At 68.1% G+C, this 1,764-nt stretch carries 1 protein-coding gene; it reads left to right on the forward strand.

Going from position 1 to position 1,764, the window contains the following annotated elements; genetic code table 11:
* Positions 1-18: 18 nt before the first annotated feature.
* Positions 19-1,764, forward strand: a 1,746-nt coding sequence (locus tag AB0H32_RS48265; protein WP_361136087.1) for a type I polyketide synthase, incomplete at its 3' end; no start/stop codon positions are given.

Below are 1,764 nucleotides of genomic sequence, written 5' to 3' on the forward strand. Positions count from 1 at the left end.
GCTGGGTGTGGGGGCACGGTGTTGGTTACGGGTGCTTCGGGTGCGTTGGGTGGGTTGGTGGCCCGGCATCTTGCCGGGACGGGTCGGGCCGGGCGGCTGGTGCTGGTCTCGCGGCGTGGGCCGACTGCCTTTGGTGTGGCTTCTCTGGCGGCAGAGTTGGCCAGTGGCGGGACGAGCGTGCAGGTGGTGGCCTGTGATGTTGCTGATCGGGATCAGCTTGCCGGTGTGTTGAAGGGTGTGCCGCTGACCGGTGTCGTTCACGCGGCGGGGATCGTGGATGACGGGCTTGCTACGGCTTTGACTGCGGAGCGGGTGGATGCGGTGATGCGGCCGAAGGCTGATGCGGCCTGGCATCTGCATGAGCTGACCCGTCATCTGGACCTGGATATGTTCGTGTTGTTCTCGTCGGTGGCGGGGGTCTGGGGCAATCCGGGGCAGGCCGGCTACGCGGCGGGCAACACGTTCCTGGATGCTCTTGCTGCGATGCGCCGGCGGGCTGGTCTGCCTGCCGTGTCGCTGGCCTGGGGGCCGTGGGAGCAGGGCATGGCCGGTGAGCTGACGGAGGCCGACTGGCAGCGGATGAGGCGGCAGGGCTTGCTGCCGCTCTCCGACGCCGACGGGCTCGCGCTGCTGGACGCGGCCGCCGACCAGGCGGAATCCCTGTTGGTGACGGCCCGGCTCGATCTGGCCGCGGTGCAGCGTTCCGGTGAGGTCCCGCCGTTCCTGTCCCGCCTGGTGCGCACGTCGCGTGCTGGCACACCCGCACGCCGTACGGTCGGAGAGTCCGTTGCGGACGGCCAGAACACACTCGCCGCCCGCCTGGCCGGGATGAGCCCGGCCGAGCAGCAGGAGACCGTGCTGGACCTGGTCAAGGCGCAGGCCGCCCTGGTCCTGGGCATGAGTGGCCCCGAAGCGGTCGAGTCCGGGCGTTCCTTCCGCGACGTCGGTTTCGACTCGCTGACTTCCGTGGAGTTGCGCAACCGGTTGAACACGGTGACGGGTCTGCGCCTGCCGGCCACCGCGGTGTTCGACTACCCCACGCCTTCGGCGCTGGCCGAGTTCGTGGTGCGTGAGGTGGTCGGTGGGAGCGATGCCGCGTCGGCGGGTTCCGTGCTCCCGGTGACGGGCGGCATAGCGGTGGATGAGGACCGTCTGGTCATCGTCGGCATGGGCTGCCGCTTCCCGGGAGGGGTGTCTTCCGTTGGCGAGTTCTGGGCGTTGCTGTCCTCGGGCGGGGACGCGGTGGGCACGTTCCCCACGGACCGCGGTTGGGCTACCGATGTCTACGATCCCGATCCTCAAGCCTCGGGCAAGAGCTACTCGGGTGAGGGTGGGTTCCTTTACGACGCGGGTGAGTTCGATGCGGGTTTCTTCGGGATCAGTCCGCGTGAGGCTGTGGCGATGGATCCGCAGCAGCGGTTGCTGCTGGAGACGTCGTGGGAGGCGTTGGAGGATGCGGGGATCGATCCGAGCATGCTCCGGGGCAGTGATACGGGTGTGTTCGCGGGGTTGATCTATCACGATTATCTGCCGGCTGGTGTGGTGTCGGAGGATGTCGAGGGTTATCTCGGTACGGGGGGTTCGGGTGGTGTGGCGTCGGGGCGTGTGGCGTATGCGCTGGGTTTTGAGGGGCCGGCGGTGACGGTGGATACGGCGTGTTCGTCGTCGTTGGTTGCGTTGCATCTGGCGTGTCAGTCGTTGCGGTCGGGTGAGTCGTCGTTGGCGTTGGCTGGTGGGGTGACGGTGATGTCGACGCCGGGGACG

It is taken from the genome of Streptomyces sp. NPDC020362 (assembly GCF_040642095.1).
Classification (GTDB): domain Bacteria; phylum Actinomycetota; class Actinomycetes; order Streptomycetales; family Streptomycetaceae; genus Streptomyces.